Here is a 21,902-nt window from a genome sequence, read left to right as displayed (position 1 = left end):
CGGGCCGCGCGTTCCGCGCGGCGGGTGCATCACGCGGACAGGGAGGGCCAGATTGGTTGGGACGTGCCCAGTTTCGCAGCCGGTATGGGCCAGGACATCTGCGCATCCCCCACGGTCAGGGCCGGTTTCAGGCGATGGCCCGGACCCCAGCCGGAAGCCTCGGACTGTTGGTTGTAGTCAGCGGGTGCTGCACCGGTGATCTCATCGCTATCACCCGACTTGGCCAGTGCTGCCAACAGCTCGGCCGTGCGGGCCAGTGAAAGCTGCGCGAGCATGATGGCATTGCCCGAGGCGGCCTCGGCCATGGCAGACAGGACAGCAGCGGCCATCAGGTAACCCGTGGCGTGATCCAGCGCCTGAACGGGCAGAGGTGTCGGCCTTTCCGCCTTGGCCCAGTTTCGGCCCGCATCCGCGATCCCCGCGCTCATCTGGACAAGGCTGTCAAAGCCGCGGCGTGTTGACCAAGGGCCTTGCCAGCCATAGGCGTTCAGGGTGACCTCGACCCGGTTGGGGGCCAGCTCATCCCGTTTGGCTTTGGTCAGCCCAAGCGCATCCAGCGCGCCGGGGCGGTAGCCATGAACGAACACATCCGCCTGCGCCAGCAGCTCTTGCAGCTTTGTCAGGCCAGTGGGCGATTTCAGGTCCAGATAGGCGCAATGTTTGCCCAGAGAGATATCAGGGATTACACCGGGTTCGTCCCAGCCGGGGGGATCGATGCGCAGGACCTCGGCCCCGAACCCCGCCAGCGTGCGGGTTGAAACCGGCCCCGCCAGAACCCGCGTCAGGTCCAGAATGCGCAGCCCGGCCAAGGGGCGGCGGGCCGTGGCCCCAGGGCGGTCGCGCAAGGTGATCTGCCTTGGACTGTGCCACCCGATCAGCGGATCGCGTGAGACTGAGCGCCCTTGCGGATGGTCCAGCCATTCCGCCCGGCTGCGCATGGCGGCGGCAACGCCGCCTTCGGCCACAATCGCGGTTTCAAGCTGGGCAATTGACCAGTCCTTGAGCGCCTGAGAGACGGCGTCGCGATCACCCGTGGTACCCAGAACCTTGAGGGCGGCGGCTTTGTGGCGGGGCAGGTTCGTGTGCAGCCTGATCCACCCGTCCGAGGCCCGGTAATCGCCTGCAACGGCATCCCACAGGCTGGGCATATCCCACCCGTCAGGCTTGAACGAAAACCCGTACCAAAGCGACGCCAATCTGTGATCAACTGTTGGTTCGGGCGTGTTCGGTACAAGGTTCAGGACCACCATCAGCCGGGCCATTTCCTGACCGACCGCTGCGAAACTGACGGTTGCCAGCTCGGACACGGCAAAGGCGCTGGGCAGGGCGCCCTTTCCGGTCGACACATAACTGTCCGAGGCGGGAAGGGCAGAGATCAGGCTCATTGCTGATAGGGGTCCAGGCTGTCGCGCAGACCGTCACCGAGGAAGTTGAACGCCAGAACCACGACGATGATCGGCAGCATCGGGATGGCCGTCCAGGGGTAGATCTCGATCGAAGCCAGGTTCTGCGCGTCATTCAGCATCACGCCCCAGCTGACCGCCGGCGCCCGCAGGCCAAGGCCCAGGAAGGACAGTGCCGTTTCCCCAAGGATCATGGCCGGGATCGACAATGTGGCAGAGGCGATCAGGTGTGACATGAAGTTCGGCAACAGGTGCTTGCGGATCACCCGGCCCGAGCTTGCACCCATCATTTCCGCCGCGCGCACGTATTCCTCTTCGCGCAGCGACAGGAATTTGGCGCGCACGGATCGGGCAAGACCCGGCCAATCAAGTATCCCGAGGATGATTGATATGATGAAGAACACCGCCACCGGACTCCAATTCGACGGCACCGCGGCGGACAAGGCCAGCCATAGGGGCAGTTCGGGCAGGGATCGCAGAACCTCGATCACGCGGTTGATGACCCAGTCGATCTTGCCGCCGAAATAGCCCGCCATGGATCCGAACAGGATACCCAGAACGAAAGACACGGTGATGCCGATCAGACCAACGGTCAACGACAGCTGCGCGCCATAGAGGATACGGCTGAAGATATCGCGGCCCAGACGGTCCGAGCCCCACAGGAACAGTGTCGCGCCTTCGGGCGCACAGAACAGATGGGTGTCCGAGCGGATCAACCCCGCCAGCTTATATTCGGCCCCTTCACAGAAAAACTCGATCGGGCGCGGATCGCTTGTGTCGGTCACGGCTTTCCACTGGAATGTCTCAAGATCGGCTTCGATTGTCGTCGGGTAAACAAAAGGACCAAAGAACTGTCCTTCGTGGAACCAGTTGATGCCTTGGGGCGGGGCGTAGAGATGCGCGTCGTTGCGCTCATTCGCGCCATAGGGGGCGATGAACCCGGCAAAGGGCAGCATCAGGTAACACAGCAGCAGAAAGATGCCCGAGATCAGGCCCAGCTTGTGTGTCTTGAACTTGCGCCAGACCAGCACCCAATTGGGCGCGTCCAGATCAGCGCGCTCAAGCTGTTGCAAGGTGGCGTCGGCGTCAAAGGGGGCGTCGTCCACATAGCGACCGTCGGGATGCTTGCTCATGCCTCACGCCCCTCGTACCGGATACGCGGGTCCAGCATGACCAGCAGGATGTCGGAAATCATGGTGCCGATCAGGGTCAACAATGCCACGAACATCAGGATGAAGGCCGAGAGGAACTGATCCTGCGTCTTCAGCGCCGTCAGCAGGGTAGGACCAATAGTCTGGAGGCCCAGCACGACCGAGACCAGAACCGACCCGGAAACCATCGAGGGCAGCAGGTTGCCGATATCGGCCACGAACGGGTTGAAGGCCACGCGCAGCGGGTATTTCGTCAGCATCCGCGAAGGGGCCATGCCCTTGGCAACGGCGGTTTCCACATAGGGTTTGCCCAGCTCATCCAGCATATTGGCCCGCAAGCGCTGCATCATCGCCGACGCCCCTGATGTGCCGATCACAAAGGTTGGAACAATCAGGTGGACCAGTATGGATTTTACTTTTTCCCAGCTCATCGGCTGGCCCTCGAAAGAGGGGTCCATCAACCCGCCGATGGGCAGGTTGAAATATTGGTGGCCATAGTAGAACAGGATCAGCGCCAGCAAAAAGTTCGGTGTCGCCAGCCCCAGATAGCCCACAAAAGCCGAGGTATAGTCGATCCATGTCCGCGACCGTGCGGCGGCAATCACCCCAAGCGGCAGGGCGACCGCATAGACAAACAGGATGGCCGCCAGATTGACCACCACGGTCAACCAGAGCGTATCCCCCACTATGTCCGCGACGGGGCGGTCAAACTCAAAAGACCAGCCGTAATTGCCCTGAATCAACCCCTCGAACCCATGGGGACCGGGCCAAAATCCCATCCAGATCAGATATTGCTCCCACATGGGACGATCCAGGGCGTATTCGGTGCGCAGAAACTCGGCCTTGGCCACACCTGCGGATTGGCCCGAGGCCTGAAGCTCGGCGATTTGGTTGCTGAGATAGTCGCCCGGCGGCAGGTTGATGATCACGAAGATCAGAACCGACACCACCAGCAGCGTCAGCAGCATCGTGAAAAAGCGATAGACTGCATAGCGCAGCATGACCATTTAGCTGCTCCTGATCAGTCGGCGAAAAAGAATTCGTCCGGCCGGTGGATGCCGAAATGGGCGCCGGGCTCCCACGCCCACATGGCTTGTTCTGGCACGTTGCGCAGGCGGTTCGATACCACAACCGGCTGCGGCGCGCCGTTCAGTATCCCAATCGCATAAAGCTGATCTGCGTGGATGTTCAGCATTTCGGCCCAGACAGCCTCACGCTCTTCATCCGTGGTGGCGATCTCCCAATCGTGGGCCAGTTGCATCAGACGTTCGGCTTCGGGCATGTCGGGTGCTTCGCCTACATCTCCGCCGGTCTGGTAATACTGGCCCCATTTTGGCCAGGCCAGAAACACCTGATCGGTCGGTGCCAGATAGGCCGGAGAGGTGTGGGCCTGCGGAATGCCGTCATCCCAGCCAAACCAGACTGAAGCCATGGTGTTGCCCGCAAAAACCCGGTTGCGCAGAATATCGCGGTCCAGCGGACGCATAACCAGATCAACGCCAATCTCACGCCATGTGTCAGTGACGATTTGCAGCGCGTTTTCAACCTCTTGCCGCTCACCAGCCGTTTCAATGATCAGTTCCATCGGGCGCCCGTCAGGCAGCAGGCGGATGCCGTATTTGTCGCGGTTGGTCAGGCCGGCCTCGTCCAGCAAAGCATTCGCGGCATCGATATCGAACTGCGCCCAAGCCTTTGCGTTTTTCTCGTCGTAGAAGGGCGAGGCAGGCAGCACCGACATGGCTCCGGGTTGGGCCAGTTTGAAATACAGCGCCTGATTGATGGTGTTTCGGTCAATTGCCATCGACAGGGCACGACGCACGCGGACATCGCGCAGAACTTCGCGCCAGCCATCATCCGCAAAGTTCAGGTTCGGATAAATCGCAATCTGCGAAGCAACGCCGGTTTTCCACAGCAGGGTCTTGTAATTCCCGCCCGCTTCGCCCTTTTTCAGGATCGAGGCATCGCGGAACGCCAAGCCACGCCCTTGCAGATCGGTTTCGCCCGCATTTGTCTTGGCGGCAACCAGACCGGGGGCTACGATCTCCATCTCGACCACGTCGATATAGGGCAATTGCACGCCCTTGCTGTCGATGCGGTGGAAATAGGGATTGCGTACAAAATTGTGCCGGATTTTCTTGCCCGAGCTGGCGTTCAGCCATGGCTGCAGCGTGGGCAATTCGTGGTTGTCGAACTTGTACAGATTGTCCAGCTTGTTGTGCAGCGCCGCCCAGCTTTTGACGCGGGTGTCTTCGACCAGAAAGGCCAGTTCTTCCGCTTCGGCATAATCCTCGTGGTACTGTTTCAGAAACTCAGCCGGGCGATAGATGAAAGGGGGGCGCGCCTGTGCCAGCGATTGCAGAAAATCGGGGTTGGGGTCCGCCCATTCAAAAACAACGGTTGTTTCGTCCGGAAAGCTGACGGTGGGCGTCTTGCCCTCGACAATCAGAAAGTCCGGCGGGCCCGAGGGGCTGAGAAGTTCGTTATTGGCAACATCCTCCCACCAATAGCGGAAATCCTCGGATGTGAAGGGCGAACCGTCCGACCATTTATGACCTTCGCGCAGATTCAGGGTGAATTTGCGGTTATCCTCATTCTCAAAGGATTCCAGCAGATCAGGGACGATTTCGTAGTTTTCGTTGAACCCGACCAGGCGCGCATAGCCGTAGACCACCATCTGACGGATGTCCTTATTGCGCGTGATCATCGTGCGTAGCGTGCCGCCCTGTTTTCCGAACTCACGCCCTTTGGCAGCCATGTCAACCACCAGCGGTTCATCCGGCAGGCGGTCCTCAACGGCGGGCAGATTGCCTGCGGCCACTTCGCTGGCCCAGAACGCGCTTTCTTGCGGTGTCGGTGTATCGGCCGTGGCGGGCCCCATCCATGCGATGGCCATCGTGGCGGCCAGTAACAGGGGGCGAGTGGTCTTAAACATGGCATCTTACCTTGTGTCCGGGCTCCATCTCTACCAGTGAAGGTATCACGGAGTCGGTAAATCGGAAGGCGTCTTCCCAACTGTCTGGCGAACCAGCGCCCAACGCAACCAATTTCAGGTCGATGGGCCGGTTTATGTCCGGTTCAGGCTGAGCAGCAATAAGCGCCTTGGTGTAGGGGTGACTGGGATTGTAGAAAAGCGTCTCGGGCGGGGCCTGTTCAACGATCAGACCCCGACGCATCACGGCAACCTCATCGGCGATGCGTGCCACAACCGCCAGATCGTGCGAGATGAAAAAGTAGGACAGGTTCAGACTGTCCTGCAGGTTTTCCAGCAATGTCAGTATTTGTTCCTGCACTGACACATCCAGCGCCGAGGTTGGCTCGTCGCAGACGATCAGCTGCGGGTCCAGCATCATGGCGCGGGCAATGGACAGGCGCTGACGCTGGCCGCCGGAAAACGCGTGCGGATAGCGTTTCAGCATATCTGCGTTCAACCCGACCCGTTGCAGCATCTCGGCGGCTTTGTCCCGTTGTTCGGAGGTGGTGCCGATCCTGTGAATTTCCAGCGGTTCGGTCATCGCATCCTGAATGCGCATGCGCGGGCTGAGTGAGCTGTAGGGGTCCTGAAACACCATTTGCGCCTTGCGCTGAAACGCGGTGCGCTGGGCGCGGGTCATCTTGTGGACCGTGATCGGGTCTTGGGTGTCTGAGCTGCGGAACAGTACCTCTCCGCCGGGGTCGGGCGGCTCGGCGCCAAGTGCGATCCGGGCGGCGGTGGTTTTGCCCGATCCGCTTTCCCCCACAATCGCGAGTGTCTTGCCGCGCGCAAGGTTCAGATCGACACCGCGGCAGGCGTGGATCAGGCGTTCCCCCTGCCACCCCTTGCTGGAGCGCATGGTATAGGTCTTGGACACGCTCTTCATCTGCAGGATCAGGTCTTCGTCCGGCATGGGCAGCCCAACGGCGTCCTTGTCGGGGATCGCGGGGGCGGCGTCGAACAATTGCTGCGTATAGGGATGCGCGGGGGCGGTCAGGATGGGGGCGGCGGCCCCGGCCTCCATCACGCGGCCCTTGTGCATGACGACAACCTGTTCGGCCATATTGGCCACAACGCCCAGATCATGGGTCACAAGGATCAGTGCCATGCCGGTTTCGCGCTGCAATTCTTTGATCAGCCCCAGAACCTGCGCCTGCGTTGTCACATCCAGCGCTGTGGTCGGCTCATCCGCGATCAAAAGCTCGGGCTTGGCGACCATCGCCATCGCGATCATGGCCCGCTGGCGCATGCCGCCGGACAGTTCGAACGGATAGGAATCATAGGCGCGCTGAGGGTCGGGAAACCCAACGCGCTCAAACTGCGTCAGCACCTCTTTGCGGGCCTGCGCTTCGGACGCGCCGCGATGCAGCCACAGAACTTCGGACACCTGATTGCCGATCTTATGCAGGGGCGACAGGGACCGCATCGGTTCCTGAAAGATCATCGAAATGCGATTGCCCCGAATCCCGCGCATCTGCTTTTCGCTGATCTGCGTCAGGTCGTCCTTGCCCTTGGAATCATTCAGAATAATTGTACCGCTGCGAATCTGCGCTGTCCGAGGCAAAATCCGAAGAGCCGCCCGGCACGAGATCGTTTTGCCCGATCCGGACTCACCCACCAGCGCCAGCGTCTGACCAGCCTCGACGTCAAAGCTGACACCTTTGACAACGGGCTCACCCGTCCCGAATCCGATACTCAGATCGCGGACAGACAACAACGCAGTCATGCGGGTATTCCACCCGTTAGGCCGTAGCTCGGCATCGGCTTGATCAACTCCCCGTGTTTTTTTGCGCAGTTTCGCGCGGTTGGCCCCGACTAGTCAAACACGTTCTTGGGCAGAAATGTCGCGGTTTTGTGAAACCGACGCCAATTTGCCTACACAAAGTCTTGAGGATTTGCCATCAAAAGCCGTGTCGGCCCCATCTGAATACCGACAACTATCAAGGAGAGATTTCCCAGTGTCCGACGAACAAAGCCGACTGGATCTATTCATCGACCGTATGGTGTCGCAGCGTGCCTGTCTGGATTTTGCCATCGCTGAAACCCGCGGCATGACCGGGCCGGTGTTCGAATTGGGCCTGGGCAACGGGCGTACATATCACCACATGGTCCAATATGTTAAAAACCGCCCTGTTTACGTGTTTGAGCGCGCGGTTGCATCGCATCCGGATTCGACCCCGCCCGAGGATCGGGTCATTTTGGGCGATGTGCGCGAAACGCTGCCTGCGTCTCTGGATCGGTTCGGGGCAACCGCCAGTTTGATTCATGCCGATCTTGGCGGGCATAACCGGGAAAAGAACGATGCCTTTGCCCGTTTTGTGTCGCCCTTGATCGAACCGCTGCTGGCCGAAGGCGGGCTGATGGTGTCCAGCGACCGGATGTATTTCGACGGGCTGACTGAACTGCCTCTGCCGCCCGGCGCGGTCGACGGGCGGTGTTTCATCTATCGCAGGTAAGAGGACGCCATGCTGTTCTACGATTGCTCAACCGCCCCCAACCCGCGCCGCGCCCGCATGTTCATCGCGGAAAAAGGGCTGACGATCGAAACGCGCGAGATCTCAATCGCCAAGGGCGAACAAATGAGCGAGGCGTTCAGAGCCGTCAATCCAAATGCAACCCTGCCGGTTTTGGTCACCGAAGATGGTACAATTCTGACCGAGAACCTCGGGGTCGCCGCCTATCTTGAGGCGCAATTTCCCGAACCGCCGCTGATGGGGCGCAGCCCGGACGAGAAAGGTCTGGTTCTGATGTGGAACAGCATCATCGAACAACAGGGCGGCGTGCCAATTGCCGAGACGTTGCGCAACACCCATCCCGCCTTTGCCAACCGCGCGATTCCCGGGGCCGGGAATCACGCTCAGATCCCCGAACTGGCGCAAAGGGGGGCGGCGCGTGTGGGTCAATTCTTTGACCTGCTCGAAGCGCGGCTATCGGAAAGCGCCTTTATCGCGGGGCCCGAGTTTACTTTGGCCGACATCACGGGGTTTGTCTTTGTCGATTTTGCCCGCGTGATCAAACGGCGGATTCCGCAGGAAAATCCAACCACTTTGGCGTGGTTTGAAAAGATCGCCACCCGGCCCAGCGCTCAGCTTTAAAGACAGGCAAAAGCGGTGACCAAGCCGTGTGATCGGAACTGTACAGAAATGTCTAGACAGATGTGAACAGTGCATCTAGCGTTCTGTCCGAGTCATGTGGCGGAGGGCAGGATGAAATCTCAGTATCGCGTTGTGGTCATCGGGGGCGGCGTCGTGGGCGCCTCGGTCCTGTATCATCTGGCCAAGTTCGGCTGGTCGGATGTGGTCATGCTGGAGCGGCGGCGGCTGGCCTCGGGCTCTTCGTGGCATGCGGCGGGCGGGGTGCACGCGCTGAACGCCGATCCGAACATGGCGTCGTTGCAGTCCTACACCATCGACCTGCTGAGCGAGATCGAAAAAGAGTCCGGCCAGAATATCGGCCTGCACATGACCGGCGGTCTGACACTGGCCGGTACGCCGGAACGCTGGGAATGGCTGCAGGCCAATTATCGCATCTTCCAGTCCATCGGGATTGATGACTGTGAGCTGCTGTCCCCCGAAGAAGCGCAGAAGCGTTGCCCGATCATGTCCACCGATGGGGTGCTGGGCGCAATGTGGGCGGATCGCGAGGGCTATATCGACACGACCGGCACGGTGCAGGCTTATGCGACAGCGGCCAAGAAGCGTGGGGCTGAATACTATGAAGAAACCAAGGTCGAGGAACTGATCCAGACCGCCGATGGCTGGCAGGTCGTTACCGACCGGGGCACCATCACCTGCGAGCATGTGGTCAACGCGGCGGGCCTGTGGGCCAAGCAGGTGGGACGCATGGCAGGGGTTGAGCTGCCGGTATCCCCGTTGAAACACCACTATCTGATCACTGATACAGTGCCTGAAGTAGCCGAGGCTGAATTTGAGATGCCGATGACCGTGGACCTCGAAGGGTTCACCTATATGCGGCAGGATCAAAAGGGTGTTCTGGTTGGTATCTATGAGATCGATCACGAACACTGGGCCATGGACGGCGCGCCGTGGAACTATGGCGAAGAACTGTTTCAGGAACAGCTTGACCGGATCGAGAACGAGCTGACGCTGGGTTTCGAACGCTACCCCTCAATCCAGAATGTGGGTATCAAGACATGGGTGAACGGCGCATTCACCTTCTCGCCGGATGGCAACCCTCTGGTCGGGCCAGTGCCGGGCAAGCGGGGCTATTGGTCGGCCTGCGCGGTGATGGCCGGGTTCCTGCAGGGCGGTGGCGTCGGCAAAACGCTGGCCGAGTGGATGATCCATGGTGAGCCCGAGGCCGACGCATGGCCTATGGACGTGGCGCGCTATGGCGATTTTGCGCAGAACAAACGCTATATTCGTGAGACCACGGGTCAGTTCTATTCGCGCCGGTTCGTGATGACCTATCCCAATGAGCAACTGCCCGCGGGCCGTCCACTGAAAATGGCCCCCGCGCATGACGCGATGACCGAGGCCGGGTGCAAATGGGGCGTCAGCTGGGATCTTGAGGTGCCGCTCTATTTCGCGCCGAAAGGGTTTGAAGAAACACCGACCCTGAAACGCTCGAACGCGCATGATATTGTGGCTGAGGAGTGCAAAGCCCTGCGCGAAGGGGTTGGCCTGCTGGACATCTCGGGCTTTTCGCGATTCGAGGTGACCGGCCCGAACGCCGAGGCGTGGCTGGATCAGGTCATGGCCTCGAAACTGCCTGCGCCGGGTCGCGCCAAGCTGGCCCCGATGTTGGGTGAGAACGGTCGCCTCAAGGGCGATCTGACCGTGCTCAACTGGGGAGATGGCACCTGGTGGATCATGGGCAGCTATTACCTGCGCGCCTGGCATATGCGCTGGTTCGATGACCATATGATGGATGGCGTAGATATTCGCGATCTGGGCGAAGAATACTGTGGGTTCGCCGTGGTCGGTCCGAAATCGCAGGCGGTGGTCGAGAAGCTGGCAGAGCAGGACATCTCGGGCCTGAAATTCATGGGGTGCGGTAGCTTCGACATTGGCCTCGTCCGTGCCCGCGTCGCACGCATGTCGGTGACGGGTGAGAAAGGGTACGAGATCAACTGCCGCTATGGTGATCACATCAAACTGCGCCGGATGCTGCTTGAGGCGGGCGCAGATGAGGGCATCCGCGAGTGCGGTTTCAACGCAATGCTGTCCACGCGGTTGGAGAAGAGCTTTGGCATTTGGTCGGCGGAATTCACGCAACTCTATACGCCCGGGATGACGGGCATGGATCGCTGGATCGACTGGGATAAGGATTTTGTCGGCAAAGAGGCCGCTCTGGCCGAACGCGATGGCAACGGCCCGGCGCAGGTTCAGGTGACATTGGAGGTGGACGCGCTGGATGCCGACGCCAGTGGGTATGAACCGATCTGGTCGGGGGGTGATCGCGTGGGTTTTGTGACCTCGGGCGGCTATGGGCACTATACCGGCAAATCGCTGGCGATGGCTTTGGTTGACCGGGACAAGGCCGCACCGGGCACCGAGCTGACAGTGCATGTGGTTGGCGTTGAACGGCCCGCACGGGTCATCGCGCCGTCGCCCTATGACCCGCAAGGCAAGGCGATGAGGGGCTGATGGTGATCTCGCAAACGTCAGAACGCGGCCGCAGACGGCGGGGGCGCGGGGCCGAAGCCGCGCCGCCCCCCAGCCGCGATGTGAACTATCGCCAGTTGCAGAACCCCTTTCCGCAGATGGAGGTGTTCCCCGCAGACCAGATCGCGGATATGCACGAGACCGCGCTGCGCCTCCTGCAAGAGCTTGGGGTCAAGGTCCTGCTGCCCGAGGCGCGACGTATCTTTGCCACCGCAGGCGCGCGTGTGGATGAAGATAGCGAGATGGTCTTTATCGGGCGCGATATGGTTGAGGCCGCTGTTGCCTCGGCCCCTAAATCCATCAAGTGTCGCGCCGGTGCACGCCGTCGCGATTTCACGTTGGAGCTGGGGTCGCTGGTGTTTCAGCCGGGGGCAGGGGCACCCAATGCCACCGATCTGGAACGCGGGCGGCGACCCGCGACAGGGCAGGATTATCTGGAATTTCTGAAACTGACCCATCATTTCGATGTGTTCCAGATGATCTCACCCCAGGTCGAGCCGCAGGATGTGCCGACCCATCTGCGGCACTACTTCACCACGCAGGCGCAGATGGAGCTGACGGACAAGTTCCCCTTCTTCTTCTCGCGCGGGACGCCGCAGGTGATGGATTGCTTCGAAATGCTGTCCACCGCGCGCGGGCTCAGTGATGAGGAGTTCCGCGCAAACCCGCATTGTTATACGATCATCAACACCAACAGCCCGCGCACGCTGGACATTCCCATGGCGCAGGGGCTTATCGATTTCGCGCGGCATGGCCAGATGTCCATTATCACGCCCTTTACTTTGATGGGCGCGATGGCCCCGATTACGGTGGCGGGCGCGATCACGCTATCCCATGCCGAGGCTCTGGCGGCCCTGACCCTGACCCAACTGACCAACCCCGGCGCGCCCGTGTGTTATGGGACGTTCACCAGCAATGTGGACATGAAATCGGGCGCGCCAGCCTTTGGAACGCCCTCGCATTTTCAGGCGTCTCTGGCCGCCGGACAACTTGCGCGGCATCTGGGCCTTCCGTGGCGGTCGGCTGCTGGGTCGGCCTCGAACATCAACGACGTTCAGGCGGCGAATGAGAACCAGTTTGGCCTGTGGGGGTGCCTGATGGCCGGGGCGACCGTGATCATCCACTCGGCCGGATGGCTGGAGGGGGGATTGTCCGTCTCATTCGAAAAGCTGATCTGTGACGCCGAGGTCCTGAACATGGTGGCCGAGCTTTGCGCAGGGGCGCAGGCAGGCCCCGCCGAGATCGGTTTTGACACTGCGCTGGCCGAGGTCGACCCCAGCGGGCACTTCTTTGCCTCAACCCAGACGATGGAGCGGTACAATACGGAGTTTTATCAGCCCCATGTCCATGACTACGCCAATTTCGGCACCTGGACCGAGCGCGGCGCGATCGATGCCAATCACCGCGCGACGGGTGTATGGAAGGACATCCTGGCCAATTTCGAGCCGCCGCAACAAAGTGACGGGCTGGGCGCCCTACAGGATTTCATCGCGCGCCGGACCGCCGAGGGCGGCGCACCACCGGAGAGTTGAATGAACACCAAACCCATCCTGCACCGCGATGACCCTGATGCCGAGCCTCTGATCGGCAATATCAAGGTCACGCGGGACGACTGGCTGAATGTCGCGATGGACGTGCTGATCTCGGACGGGGTCGAGCAGGTCAAGGTGATGAACCTGGCCGAGCGTATGGCGGTATCGCGGTCATCTTTCTATTGGTACTTCAAATCCCGACAGGAGCTGTTGGACGCCTTGCTGACCAAATGGCAGGCGACCAATACGGCGGCCTTGATCGCCCAATCCGAACTGCCTGCGGCAACGATCACGGCTGCTGTCTGCAATGTGCAGCGCTGCGTGGTGAACCCCGAACTCTTTGATACGGCCCTGGATTTTGCCGTGCGCGACTGGGCGCGGCGGTCGGGCAAGGTACGGCGGATGCTGGACCAGTCGGATGCACGACGGCTGGCGGCCTTGCGGGCCATGTTCATCCGCTATGACTATGAGGAGACCGAGGCCGAGACGCGCGCGCGTGTTCTTTACTATATGCAGATCGGATACGATCTGGCGCAGTTGAATGAGCCGATGTCGCTGCGGCTGTCGCTGGTCTCTCACTACCTGTTTGTTTTCACCGGTGTTGAGCCGCTCGCCGAAGAGATCGAGGGGTTCAGCGCCTATTCGCGGTTTTACTGGGAGAAGAACACGCCATGAGCCAACCTGACGCAATCATCATCGGCACCGGTGTGATCGGCGCCGCCATCGCATTCGAGATGGCCAAGGCGGGGTGGAAAACCCTGTCACTGGACCGCAACGCTCAGGTCGGGCATGGATCCACCGCCGGGTCTTGCGCCATCATTCGGATGCATTATTCGACCTTCGATGGCACCGCGTTCGCGTGGGAGGGGTACCACTACTGGCGCGACTGGGCCGACTATCTGGGCCTGCCTGCGGACGCCAATCTGGCGCAGTTCCGCGAGACGGGGTGTCTGGTGATGAAGACCGACGCCAACGGGATGCTGGACAAGCACATGAAAAACAGCGCCGATCTGGAGTGCCCGTTCGAGGAGTGGTCGCCTGAAAAGATTACCGAGCGGCTGCCGGTTTATTCCTTGGACAGTTTCACACCACCGAAACGCATGGATGATCCTGAGTTCGGCCAACCCAACGGGCGCAAGATGCAGGGCGGGGTGTTCTGGCCGCAGGCGGGCTATGTCACCGATCCGGCCTTGTCGGCGCAGAACCTGATGGATGCCGCCAAACAGCACGGGGCCGAGGTGCGCACCGGGGCCGAGGTGGTCGAGATTCTGACCGAAGACGGGCGCGTGGCCGGGGTCAAGCTGGCCTCGGGCGAGGACATCCGGGCCAAGGTGGTGGTGAACGTGGCCGGGCCGGGCTCGGCCATCATCAATGGTATGGCGGGTGTGCTGGAGGATATGACCATCGAAACCCGTCCCTTGCGGCAAGAGGTGGTGCATGTCCCCGCACCTGAAGGATTCGATTTCGAAAACGACGGCACCATCGTGTCGGACAGCGATATTGCGCTTTATTGTCGGCCCGAACATGGCAACCATATCCTTGTCGGCTCGGAAGACCCGGAATGCGACCCGCATCAGTGGTGCGAGGATGACGTGCATTACAACCGCGACTTCACCGATCAATGGACGACGCAGGCGATGCGCTATGCGCAAAGGGTGCCCAGCCTTGGCATACCGTCGAAAACGCGGGGGGTGGTTGATTTGTATGATGCCTCGACCGACTGGATTCCGATCTATGACAAATCCAGCCTGCCGGGGTTCTACATGGCCTGCGGCACCAGCGGCAATCAGTACAAGAACGCACCGATTGCGGGCAAGATGATGGCCGCGCTGATCGACTATTGCGAGGGCGGCGCGGATCATGACGCGCAACCGCTGCAATTCGAACTGCCCTATATCAAGCGGACCATCGATGTGGGGTTCTATTCCCGCAAGCGCCCGATCAACGAAGAAAGCAGTTTTTCGGTTCTGGGCTAGCCGACCGCTCAAAAAGCTCTAACATTCATGGGGCCGAATAAGACGGAGCCCGGAATGACCGAGCCGACGAACCGAGTTCTGATACTGGGCAGCGCACCAAGCGCAGTGGCCGCCCGCGCGTGGCCACGCGCAGCCTTTACCCATATCGTCGCCATCAACAATGCCTGGCGCGTCCGACCCGATTGGGACGTTTTGATCCACCCCGAAGACTTTCCACCCGAAAACCGACCGGCGCAGATTGACCGCGATCAGCGGATTGTAACCGCGCGTGATTATGTTCCCGCGCAGAACCAGTATGGTGGGTTTGTCTATGCGGGCGGAACGATGGCGTTTACGGCAGGGTACTGGGCCTTGTCCGCCTTGCGCCCCAAAGTCCTGGCATTTTTCGGCTGCGACATGATCTATCCGGGGTCGGGCCAGACCCATTTCTATGGCACGGGAACAGCTGACCCCTTGCGGGCCGATGTCACCCTCAGGTCGCTAGAGGCGAAATCGGCGCGGTTGGCCCTGTTTGGCGCGGCACAGGGATGCCGGATCGTCAGGCTGTCCCGGCATGAGAGCCGATTGGTGTTTCCATCCGTCACGCTCGATACGCTCGACGACACCGATCTGACTGCGACCGACGCGATGGCGCCCATTCAGGCGGCAGAGGAGCAATTGGGCTACTACGTTCCGTCGGGCCGGTATTGGGAGGTTGCTGATCGGTTTGATCCTGCAAAGCTGGATGCATTGGACCGTCGCTGGTTGAACGCCTATCGTTCCACGCCGCTGGAGGATGTGGCCTAGCCCATTTAGGTCGTGAAAGTCACCCAGGCCCAGACCATGGCGACATAGGTGAGATTGTGCATTAACTGATCCAACCCTGCTGCACGCCAAAACGCGGCCTGAGTGGGCGAGAGGTTTTTCTTTTCCGAATAGCTGGCTTTGGCAAAGTCGATGTTGAAATGCACGATCCATTCCAACCCGACGATGATCACGATGAACGGCCACGGGGCCCCGAACAGCACAAAAACAATGACTGATCCAAGCACATGCACGCCGGCATGCTGCGCCCGGCCCCAGTGAAAATATGTTCCACGGCCGGACAGCATTTTGGGAGTCTGGAGGTAATAATCCGCAAACATATGTTTGATCTGCAACAAGCAGAGCATCAATAACACTGCGCCTATACTGGCAGTCAAATTGTTCCTCCCGATATCGTCCCGTGGCAAACTTTAGGGGGTGATCCCTTTTTGCGCAAATAAACTTGCTCACATCCGGCGAATATATGATCAAACCGGAAACCGTTTGCGTCAACGGTCGAGTTTGCTGTAAATTCAGAGTGTTGGATTTGCGGCACTTTCGTCACGATAGGATCGATGATCCATAGCAGGGGCAGGTTCCATAGAACGTTCGATTTTCCAGTTCATTTGGAAGTACTCAAAACGCGATCAGTTGATCCTGCTGGCCGTCACGTCAACGCTTTTTCCGCTGTTGTACCTGACGCTGGAACTGCCAAAGCGGATCATCAACGACGCCATCGGTGCCTCCAGCCCTGTTGTCAGTGTCATGGGCTATGACCTGCCGCAGACAACCTTTCTGATTCTGCTCTGCGGTGCGTTTCTGCTGGCCGTACTAGCGCACGGTTTGATGAAAATGCGCATCAACACCATGAAAGGTGTCCTGAGCGAGCGGATGCTGCGCCGGTTTCGCTATCAGTTGATCAACCGTGCTCTGCGTTTCCCGCAACCCTATTTCGAGCGGGTCAGCCAGGGTGAAATGGTCTCGATGGTCACCGCCGAAAGCGAGCCGATGGGCGGTTTGATGGGCGATGCAATCAGCCAGCCGGTGCTGCAGGCCGGGCAGATGATCACGATCCTGTCCTTTCTGTTTTTGCAAAGCGTGTGGTTCGGTCTTGCCGCCGTGGCGCTGATCCCGCTGCAGGCGTGGCTGATCCCCAAGCTGCAGCGCCAGATCAACCTGCTGAACAAGAAGCGTATTCAGGAAGTGCGGATTTTGGCCGCGCAGATTGGTGAAAACGCGGCCGGGGCCTCGACCCTGCGCGCCAATGGCGGTTGGCGGTATCGCCGGGCGATGATTTCGGAACAGTTGGGGCGTTTGTTCGGCATCCGGTTCGAGATCTACCAGAAAAAGTTCTTTATGAAGTTCATCAACAACTTCATCTCGCAGCTGACGCCTTTCATGTTCTATCTGGTGGGCGGTCTTCTGGTGTTGCAGGGCTCGGTCTCGCTGGGGGCGCTGGTGGCGGCCCTGGCGGCTTACAAAGACCTGAGCTCGCCTTGGAAAGAACTGCTGACCTATTACAACCAGACACAGGACATGTCGCTGCGCTGGGATGTGGTGATCGAACGGTTCGCGCCGCCGGGCATGCCGGATGAGACATTGTTCGAAGGTGAACCCAAGGCGCGCCCGCATCTGAACGGGGACATCGTACTGGATCAGGTCTCGGTTCGGGATATGGATGGCAATCAGGTGCTGGACGATCTGAACCTGACCTTCGCGGGTGGCCATACCATTGGTATCTCTGCCCCCAGCGAAGAGGATCGCCGCGCCGTGGCCGAGTTGTTGACACGCGAAATCCTGCCCAGTTCGGGCCGGGTTGAAGTCGGGGGCGAGAACCTTGCGACCCTGCATCAAAGCGTGGTGGCCGCGCGCATCGGATATGCCTCGTCACGACCGATCATGTTTCAGGGGACATTGGGCGATAACGTGATGATGCCGATGCGCCTGAAACCGCTGGCCTCCCAGGCCGAGGACCCCGACTTTGCCGAAACGCAGCGCGCAGGTAACAGCGCCGATCCATTTCGCACCGAATGGCTCGACCCGTCTCTGGCCGGTTTGAATACCCCGGATGAGTTGCGCGACTGGTGGCTGCATCTGATTGATGGGATGGGGTCCGGGGCGGCGTTGTTCCAGCGGGGGGCTGAACAGGTCTTTGACGCGGATGCGCATCTGCATCTGGCCCGCAAACTGGTTGAGCTGCGCCCTCTGGTTCAGAACGCGGTGCGCGAGGCCGGGCTGGATCAACAGGCGCTGGTCTTTGACTGGTGCACATACAACCCCGCTTTGCCGGTTGCGGAAAATCTGCTGTTCGCCACGCCGCGGGTTCCGGTCACGCAAGAACTGCTGGCCCAGCAGACCGTTTTCCTGGGTCAGCTGCGCGAGCTGGGCTTGGATGAAACTCTGATCAACCTTACGCGGGATGTGACCGAAATGCTGCGCCAGATCTTCGGACTGGACGGCACGGATCACCCGCTGTTCCGCAAGCTGGGGCTTGAGGCCAAGACCTATGAGACCGCGCTGGAACTGGTCGAGAAAACCCGGAACGAGGGCGTTTCTGGGCTGAATGACGAACAGCTGGCCAACCTGCTTGCGGTGCCCTTTGTGATCTCGGCGGAACAAATCGGGCCTGCCTTTACCGATGAGTTGAAGAACCGCATCCTGGAGCTGCGCCACAGCCATTCGGCAAAACTGCTGGACAGGTTGCTGGACGTGTTTGTGCCACTGGACAAAGACGCCTTTGCGCCGGGTCTTACGGTGTTGGAGAACGCCTTGTTCGGCAAGGTCAGCCAGATCGGCGGCGGTCGGTCGGATGAGGCACGCAAGGTGATCGTCGATGTGCTGGATCAAAACGGCGCGCGGCCCTTGGTGGTTGAACTGATCTATGACGTCCCGGTTGCAATTGGTGGCCAGAACCTGCCTGCGGTCTTTGCCGAACCGCTGGCCTTTACCCGCGCAACGATCAAAAAGCCGGATATCCTGATACTGGAAAACGCGCTGGCCAGCTATGACATGGCCACGCAGGTTGCTGTTTATAAAAACCTGCGTGAACTGTTGCCGGACACAACGGTCATCTACCTGAACGACCAGTTCGAAAACCCGGACGTGTTCGACATGTATGTCGAAATCCGCCAAGGTCGTGTGGTGACAGATGAACGGGATACCAAGGTCGCAGAAGACGGTGCCGCTTCGGCCGATCTGGCGCGCAAGCTGCGCGCGCTGGAGCAGACCCCGCTGTTTTCCGGCCTTGATCGTAGACAGCTGCGCCTGCTGGCCTTTGGTGCACGATGGTTCGATGCGAAACCGGGCGAGGTTGTGTTCCTGAAAGACGATCAGCCCACCGACGGTGCCTATGTGGTGCTGGAGGGCGAGGCAGGGCTTTACCTTCCGCAACCCGAAGATCCTGATCAGTTGATCGTCAAGGTCGGCCCCGGCGCCCTTGTGGGTGAGCTGGGCCTGATCCGCAAAGAGCCCCGCGCACTGAGCATGATCGCTGAAACACAATTGTCCTGCCTGCGCATTGGCGAAGAGGAATTCCTGGCCGTGGTTGAAAACGATGCCGCGACGGCGTTCAAACTGATGCAGGTGATCGCGGGCTACGTGTCGAACTAGAGCGTTTCGGGTTTTACCTGAATCACTCTGCGAAGCGAATGTCCCGAGAACGCCGCAGGCGTGGCAGGGTATTCATGTCTCAAGTTAAACCCGAAACGCTTTAGGCATCCGGCTTGCAGAACAGATCGTAAAGCAGCCCGATGACCTGCGCCGTGTTGCCATCCCGCAGCGAGTAGTAAATCGCCTTGCCCTCCCGGCGGGTTGAAACCAACCCATCATGGCGCAACCGGGCCAGCATCTGGCTGACGGCGGCCTGACGGATTTGCAGCAGCTCCTCAAGTTCGCCCACTGACTTTTCGCCTTCGCCCAGATGGCACAGGATCATCAGGCGCCCCTCATGCGCCAGCGTTTTCAGGAAGGCTGCGGCCTCGGCGGCGCTGGCTGTCATGTCCGCAGGCTTTTCGGGGCGGTCAGTCCGGATGTCTTGGGTCTGAGTGGTCACGCAGGGCCTATCTTGCAACTGAAAGTCGTTGAAATATGCCCCAGACCGTAGTTGTTTGTCACCCCTCGGTCGCCGGGGCACCGCCTTGGAACGCATTCCCGTTCGCATAGTCGCAGGGGTCTTCCTGCATTTGCAGATGTAAACCGTCGCCTGAATAAGGGTGCGCGCGGGCCAGATCTTCGTCCACTTCGATGCCCAGACCGGGCGCGGTCGGGGCGGTGACGAACCCGTTTTCGACGCGCAGCGTGCTTTTGATCAGGGCGTCGTGGAAGGGTGTCTCAATCGTCTCCAGCAGCAGCAGGTTCGGGATTGAGGCCGCCAGATGAATATTGGCCGCCCATTCCACCGGCCCGGCATAAAGATGCGGGGCCATCTGGGCGTTGAACACCTCGGCCATGGCGGCGACTTTCTTCATTTCCCAGATGCCTCCGGCGCGGCCCAGAGCGGGTTGCAGAATCTCAGCCGCATCTGCGCGCAGGACGGCACCGAATTCCGCCTTGGTGGTCAGCCGCTCGCCGGTTGCCACGGGGATGCGGACATTGCGGGCGACGCGGGCCATATCTTCGATCATATCCGGCGGTGTGGGCTCTTCGAACCAAAGCGGAGAGTAGGGCTCCAGCGCCTGACCCAGACGGATGGCCCCTGCGGTGTTGAACTGGCCATGGGTGCCGAACAGCAGATCGGCCTTGTCACCCACGGCTTCGCGGATCGCTTTGCAGAACGCCACGGACATTGAGATATCGGACATCGCAGGCATATGCCCGCCTCGGATCGTGTAAGGCCCGGCCGGATCGAATTTCACGGCGGTGAAGCCCCGCCGCACCATCTCGGCGGCGCATTCGCCCGCTTGTTCGGGCGAGGTCCAGAAATCGGTCAGGTTATGCTGGGGCAGGGGGTAAAGGTACGTATAGGCGCGGATGCGTTCATTCATCAGCCCGCCCAGCAGGGCATAAACCGGGCGGTCGCGATCCTTGCCCAGAATGTCCCAGCATGCGATCTCAAGCCCCGAGAACGCGCCCATGACGGTCAGGTCGGGGCGCTGTGTAAAGCCGCTGGAATAGGCGCGGCGGAACATCAGCTCGATATTCTCAGGGTTTTCGTCCTGCATATGCCGCTCGAACACATCGCGGATCACATGGCGCATCGCATCCGGCCCAACGGAGGAGGCATAGCATTCGCCCCAGCCTGTGATCCCCGTATCAGTGGTGAGCTTCACCAAAATCCAATAGCGCCCACCCCAGCCGGGCGCGGGCGGGGCGGTGACGATAATGTCGAGGTCCTGCAGTTTCATCCGCCATCACCCCCTGTCGAACAGGATCACGTTGCGCTTGGCCGATCCGGTCTTGGTGTCCTCGATCGCCTCGTTGATCTGGTCCAGCGACCACCGGCCAGAAATCAGCTCATCCAGTTTCAATCGTCCCTGAGCATAGAGATCGATCATCCACGGGATATCGCGCTGAATGACCACATCGCCCATTTTCGACCCGACCACGCCTTGACCCAGCGCCGCCAGCACCACCGGTTCATAGGTGGACATATCGCCCGAATGCGGCATGCCGATCATGATGGCCTTGCCACCCCGGCCCAGATAGCGGGGGGCCTGATCATAGGCTGGAATGGCCCCGACAGTGATCAGAACCGCATCTGCACCGCGTCCGCCCAGCGCTTTGAACGCCGCCTTCCACGGTTCCTTGAGGCTGGCCAGAACGCCATGGGTCGCGCCGAATTCCTTGGCGATTTCCAGCTTTTCTTCGGTCATGTCCACGGCCACGATGCGCCGGGCCCCGGCAAGGCGGGCCCCCTGAATGGCGTTCAGCCCAACACCACCCGCGCCGATGACCACCACGTCCTGCCCGGGCCGCAGTTGGGCCGCGTTCACTGCCGCACCAACCCCGGTGATCACTCCGCAGGACAGCAGGCTGGCCACGTCCTTGGGCATGGTTTCAGGTATCTTCACGATCTGACGGTGGCTGACCACGACCTTTTCAGCAAAGGCCCCGCAGGCCATCGCCTGATCCAGTGACCCGCCATCCGCTGTGCGCAGCGGGCCGTTGATCGAATCATAAGGCGTTTCGCAAATCGTCGGCTGACCACCCGCGCAAGAAGGGCAGGACCCGCAGGCGCGGATCAGGGTCACAACGACCGGGTCACCGGTCTTGAAATCACCAACCGCATCGCCGGTCGCGGTGATCACTCCCGCAGCCTCATGCCCGTAGACGGCCGGCAGATGGCCGCCCCAGGCCCCGCTGGCAAAGGTGATGTCCGAATGGCAGATCGCCACGGCATCCAGCGTCACCTCAACCTCACCCGTGGCCGGAGGGGCGATTTGTATGTCTTCGATGACCAGAGGTTCGTTAAACGCCCGGCACACGGCGGCTTTGATGGTTTGCATTCCTGTCCCTCTCTCC

17 protein-coding genes are annotated in these 21,902 nt (G+C 60.4%); 8 read left to right on the top strand and 9 right to left on the bottom strand.

The annotated features are described in order from the left end of the window. Positions 1-29: 29 nt before the first annotated feature. The 5 genes from ACR0J5_RS09945 to ACR0J5_RS09925 are packed head-to-tail and all read right to left on the bottom strand — an operon-like array spanning position 30 to position 7,251. A complete protein-coding gene (locus ACR0J5_RS09945; protein WP_480652813.1) occupies positions 30-1,385 on the bottom strand; it encodes a CoA transferase in 1,356 nt (451 codons plus the stop codon). Then, positions 1,382-2,536 (bottom strand): ABC transporter permease, encoded by a 1,155-nt coding sequence (locus ACR0J5_RS09940; RefSeq protein ID WP_480652811.1) that lies wholly within the window; start codon positions 2,534-2,536, stop codon positions 1,382-1,384. The genes ACR0J5_RS09945 and ACR0J5_RS09940 overlap by 4 nt, the downstream gene beginning before the upstream one ends. Further along, complete coding sequence (locus tag ACR0J5_RS09935; protein ID WP_480652809.1) at positions 2,533-3,561, bottom strand: ABC transporter permease; 1,029 nt, start codon at positions 3,559-3,561, stop codon at positions 2,533-2,535. The genes ACR0J5_RS09940 and ACR0J5_RS09935 overlap by 4 nt, the downstream gene beginning before the upstream one ends. 14 nt (positions 3,562-3,575) lie before the next feature. Then, entirely contained in the window at positions 3,576-5,486 is a 1,911-nt protein-coding gene (locus ACR0J5_RS09930) for an ABC transporter substrate-binding protein (RefSeq protein ID WP_480652807.1), read from the bottom strand. Next, positions 5,479-7,251: an ABC transporter ATP-binding protein gene (locus ACR0J5_RS09925; protein WP_480652805.1), complete on the bottom strand. Its 1,773-nt coding sequence runs from the start codon at positions 7,249-7,251 to the stop codon at positions 5,479-5,481. The genes ACR0J5_RS09930 and ACR0J5_RS09925 overlap by 8 nt, the downstream gene beginning before the upstream one ends. A 232-nt stretch (positions 7,252-7,483) precedes the next feature. On the opposite strand from ACR0J5_RS09925, the gene ACR0J5_RS09920 reads away from it, so the two are divergent. The 7 genes from ACR0J5_RS09920 (at position 7,484) to ACR0J5_RS09890 (ending at position 15,446) form a co-directional block, all read left to right on the top strand. Beyond that, positions 7,484-7,981, top strand: a complete 498-nt coding sequence (locus tag ACR0J5_RS09920; RefSeq protein ID WP_480652803.1) for a class I SAM-dependent methyltransferase — start codon at positions 7,484-7,486, stop codon at positions 7,979-7,981. A gap of 9 nt (positions 7,982-7,990) precedes the next feature. After that, positions 7,991-8,620 (top strand): glutathione S-transferase family protein, encoded by a 630-nt coding sequence (locus ACR0J5_RS09915; protein WP_480652801.1) that lies wholly within the window; start codon positions 7,991-7,993, stop codon positions 8,618-8,620. A gap of 111 nt (positions 8,621-8,731) precedes the next feature. Then, positions 8,732-11,134 carry a GcvT family protein gene (locus tag ACR0J5_RS09910; RefSeq protein WP_480652799.1) on the top strand — a complete coding sequence of 801 codons (2,403 nt, stop codon included), beginning with the start codon at positions 8,732-8,734 and terminating at the stop codon, positions 11,132-11,134. Further along, positions 11,134-12,684, top strand: coding sequence for a trimethylamine methyltransferase family protein (locus ACR0J5_RS09905; RefSeq protein WP_480652798.1), 1,551 nt, complete (start codon positions 11,134-11,136; stop codon positions 12,682-12,684). Before ACR0J5_RS09910 ends, ACR0J5_RS09905 begins: the two co-directional genes overlap by 1 nt. After that, the gene (locus tag ACR0J5_RS09900; protein WP_480652796.1) at positions 12,685-13,359 is read left to right on the top strand and encodes a TetR/AcrR family transcriptional regulator; all 675 of its coding nucleotides are present in this window, start codon (positions 12,685-12,687) and stop codon (positions 13,357-13,359) included. After that, a complete protein-coding gene (locus ACR0J5_RS09895) occupies positions 13,356-14,660 on the top strand; it encodes an NAD(P)/FAD-dependent oxidoreductase (protein WP_480652794.1) in 1,305 nt (434 codons plus the stop codon). Before ACR0J5_RS09900 ends, ACR0J5_RS09895 begins: the two co-directional genes overlap by 4 nt. Positions 14,661-14,714: 54 nt before the next feature. Next, positions 14,715-15,446, top strand: a complete 732-nt coding sequence (locus ACR0J5_RS09890) for a hypothetical protein (protein WP_480652792.1) — start codon at positions 14,715-14,717, stop codon at positions 15,444-15,446. A gap of 5 nt (positions 15,447-15,451) precedes the next feature. Here the strand turns inward: ACR0J5_RS09890 and ACR0J5_RS09885 are convergent, their stop codons facing one another. Beyond that, positions 15,452-15,811: a DUF3307 domain-containing protein gene (locus ACR0J5_RS09885; protein WP_480652790.1), complete on the bottom strand. Its 360-nt coding sequence runs from the start codon at positions 15,809-15,811 to the stop codon at positions 15,452-15,454. A 244-nt stretch (positions 15,812-16,055) separates the two neighbouring features. On the opposite strand from ACR0J5_RS09885, the gene ACR0J5_RS09880 reads away from it, so the two are divergent. Then, positions 16,056-19,052, top strand: coding sequence for an ABC transporter transmembrane domain-containing protein (locus ACR0J5_RS09880; RefSeq protein WP_480652910.1), 2,997 nt, complete (start codon positions 16,056-16,058; stop codon positions 19,050-19,052). Between the two features lie 100 nt (positions 19,053-19,152). Here ACR0J5_RS09880 and ACR0J5_RS09875 read toward each other — a convergent pair whose 3' ends face one another. The 3 genes from ACR0J5_RS09875 to ACR0J5_RS09865 all read right to left on the bottom strand — a co-directional run bounded on the left by ACR0J5_RS09875 (position 19,153) and on the right by ACR0J5_RS09865 (position 21,886). After that, complete coding sequence (locus tag ACR0J5_RS09875) at positions 19,153-19,440, bottom strand: ArsR/SmtB family transcription factor (RefSeq protein ID WP_480652908.1); 288 nt, start codon at positions 19,438-19,440, stop codon at positions 19,153-19,155. A gap of 112 nt (positions 19,441-19,552) precedes the next feature. Next, positions 19,553-20,785: a mandelate racemase/muconate lactonizing enzyme family protein gene (locus ACR0J5_RS09870; RefSeq protein WP_480652788.1), complete on the bottom strand. Its 1,233-nt coding sequence runs from the start codon at positions 20,783-20,785 to the stop codon at positions 19,553-19,555. Between the two features lie 6 nt (positions 20,786-20,791). After that, entirely contained in the window at positions 20,792-21,886 is a 1,095-nt protein-coding gene (locus tag ACR0J5_RS09865) for a Zn-dependent alcohol dehydrogenase (RefSeq protein ID WP_480652787.1), read from the bottom strand. Positions 21,887-21,902 lie beyond the last annotated feature (16 nt).

This window comes from Ruegeria sp. BE1, from assembly GCF_056538885.1.
This window is presented reverse-complemented; position numbering and strand designations above follow the sequence as displayed.

What these genes read in the sequence shown, in the direction of transcription:
- ACR0J5_RS09940 (WP_480652811.1), bottom strand. Translation starts at nt 2,536, where the DNA reads ATGAGCAAGCATCCCGACGGTCGCTATGTGGACGACGCCCCCTTTGAC.
- ACR0J5_RS09945 (WP_480652813.1), bottom strand. Translation starts at nt 1,385, where the DNA reads ATGAGCCTGATCTCTGCCCTTCCCGCCTCGGACAGTTATGTGTCGACC.
- ACR0J5_RS09890 (WP_480652792.1), top strand. Translation starts at nt 14,715, where the DNA reads ATGACCGAGCCGACGAACCGAGTTCTGATACTGGGCAGCGCACCAAGC.
- ACR0J5_RS09900 (WP_480652796.1), top strand. Translation starts at nt 12,685, where the DNA reads ATGAACACCAAACCCATCCTGCACCGCGATGACCCTGATGCCGAGCCT.
- ACR0J5_RS09930 (WP_480652807.1), bottom strand. Translation starts at nt 5,486, where the DNA reads ATGTTTAAGACCACTCGCCCCCTGTTACTGGCCGCCACGATGGCCATC.
- ACR0J5_RS09910 (WP_480652799.1), top strand. Translation starts at nt 8,732, where the DNA reads ATGAAATCTCAGTATCGCGTTGTGGTCATCGGGGGCGGCGTCGTGGGC.
- ACR0J5_RS09925 (WP_480652805.1), bottom strand. Translation starts at nt 7,251, where the DNA reads ATGACTGCGTTGTTGTCTGTCCGCGATCTGAGTATCGGATTCGGGACG.
- ACR0J5_RS09865 (WP_480652787.1), bottom strand. Translation starts at nt 21,886, where the DNA reads ATGCAAACCATCAAAGCCGCCGTGTGCCGGGCGTTTAACGAACCTCTG.
- ACR0J5_RS09915 (WP_480652801.1), top strand. Translation starts at nt 7,991, where the DNA reads ATGCTGTTCTACGATTGCTCAACCGCCCCCAACCCGCGCCGCGCCCGC.
- ACR0J5_RS09870 (WP_480652788.1), bottom strand. Translation starts at nt 20,785, where the DNA reads ATGAAACTGCAGGACCTCGACATTATCGTCACCGCCCCGCCCGCGCCC.
- ACR0J5_RS09885 (WP_480652790.1), bottom strand. Translation starts at nt 15,811, where the DNA reads ATGCTCTGCTTGTTGCAGATCAAACATATGTTTGCGGATTATTACCTC.
- ACR0J5_RS09935 (WP_480652809.1), bottom strand. Translation starts at nt 3,561, where the DNA reads ATGGTCATGCTGCGCTATGCAGTCTATCGCTTTTTCACGATGCTGCTG.
- ACR0J5_RS09905 (WP_480652798.1), top strand. Translation starts at nt 11,134, where the DNA reads ATGGTGATCTCGCAAACGTCAGAACGCGGCCGCAGACGGCGGGGGCGC.
- ACR0J5_RS09895 (WP_480652794.1), top strand. Translation starts at nt 13,356, where the DNA reads ATGAGCCAACCTGACGCAATCATCATCGGCACCGGTGTGATCGGCGCC.
- ACR0J5_RS09875 (WP_480652908.1), bottom strand. Translation starts at nt 19,440, where the DNA reads ATGACAGCCAGCGCCGCCGAGGCCGCAGCCTTCCTGAAAACGCTGGCG.